Consider the following 1,570-nt stretch of genomic DNA (forward strand, 5'->3'; position numbering starts at 1 on the left):
CGCCGAGGCCCGTGAGCTGTCGCGGGCGCTGGAGCAGGTGATCGACTCCGCCCACCGCGACGAGGTGGCACGGGCGCAGCAGCGGATGCGGATCGAGCAGCTGCAGGAGCGCTCACGCACCGAGCTCGGCCTCGACCCCGACACGCTGCTCGCCGAGTTCGGGCCCGAGCAGCCGGTGCCGGTGCTCACCCGGCCCGACGGCAGCGCCCTCGGCGAGGACGACGAGACCCCCGAGCCGGTGCCCTACGTGCGCGAGCAGCAGCAGAAGCGGCTGCGCGCGGCCGAGCGGAACCTGGCGGTGCTGGGCAAGGTGAACCCGCTCGCGCTGGAGGAGTTCGAGGCGCTGCAGGAGCGGCACGCGTTCCTGGCCGAGCAGCTGGACGACCTGCGCCGCACCCGCCAGGACCTGATGGACATCATCGTCGAGGTCGACAACCGGGTGCAGCAGGTGTTCGCCGAGGCCTACGCCGACGTCGAGAAGGCCTTCGAGCACGTGTTCTCCCGGCTCTTCCCCGGCGGCGAGGGACGGCTGGTGCTGACCGAGCCGGGGGAGTGGCTGACCACCGGCGTCGACGTCGAGGCCCGGCCACCGGGCAAGAAGGTGAAGCGGCTGTCGCTGCTGTCGGGCGGGGAGCGCTCGCTGGTGGCGGTGGCGTTCCTGGTGTCGCTGTTCATGGCCCGGCCCAGCCCCTTCTACATCCTCGACGAGGTGGAGGCCGCCCTCGACGACACCAACCTCGGCCGGCTGCTGGAGATCTACGAGGAGCTGCGCGCCACCAGCCAGCTGCTCGTCATCACCCACCAGAAGCGCACCATGGAGATCGCCGACGCCCTGTACGGGGTGAGCATGCGCGGTGACGGCGTCTCGGCGGTGATCAGCCAGCGGCTGCGGGACACCGCGGACGCCGCCACCGGATGACGCCGGGAGTTCACCGGCAGGACACCTCGGATCGGGAAAGTCTCCGTGTCGTCTCGGTCAACTCTCAGGTGCTCGACGCACACTGGGTGCGGCCCGGCGGACCGGGTCGGAGGTCTCGTGGAGGAGGACGTGTCGTGGTCGGCGCAGTGATCGCCATGCTGGTCGTGCTCGGTGTGGCCGTGGGCATCACCCTGGTGGTGGCGGTGGGCATCGCCGGGAAGGCGTCGGACCGCGCCCCGCGCGTCAGCACCCGCCTGCAGCGCGCCGCCCGCCACCTCAACGGTGAGGCCGACGCGCCGCCGCGGCTGGAGAAGCTGGTGCGCGAGGTGGTCGAGCGGGTGGAGTCCGACCGCGTCCCGTCGGCGACGACCGCCGCGCCGCAGGCCGAGCACGCCACCCGCTGACCCGGGCGACCCCCGACGGCCGGTCACCCCGTCTCCCTAGGATGTCGGGGTGGATGCCAACCTGCTGTACCTGATCGTCGGCGTCGTCGCCCTCCTCGTGGTGGGCGCGGTGGTCGCGACCGTCGTCGTCCGTCGGCGCCGGGAGCTGCCGCCGACCCCGCCGGCCGAGGAGCTCGAGCGCCCGGCCGGCGGCACCGCCACCGCACCGCCCCAGGAGCGGGAGGACCGGGCGCCGGGCACGGCGGCA

1 protein-coding gene and 2 pseudogenes are annotated in these 1,570 nt (G+C 73.3%); all 3 read left to right on the plus strand.

The genetic code is table 11. From position 1 onward, the window contains the following. A pseudogene (locus DVA66_RS20230) lies at window positions 1-919 on the plus strand (chromosome segregation protein SMC); the annotation flags it as partial. 134 nt (window positions 920-1,053) lie between these two features. After that, the gene (locus DVA66_RS20235; protein ID WP_114561562.1) at window positions 1,054-1,323 is read left to right on the plus strand and encodes a hypothetical protein; all 270 of its coding nucleotides are present in this window, start codon (window positions 1,054-1,056) and stop codon (window positions 1,321-1,323) included. 49 nt (window positions 1,324-1,372) lie between these two features. After that, window positions 1,373-1,570, plus strand: a pseudogene (locus tag DVA66_RS20240) (hypothetical protein); the annotation flags it as partial.

This window comes from Desertihabitans aurantiacus, from assembly GCF_003344635.1.
In the GTDB taxonomy this organism is placed as follows: Bacteria; Actinomycetota; Actinomycetes; order Propionibacteriales; family Propionibacteriaceae; genus Desertihabitans; species Desertihabitans aurantiacus.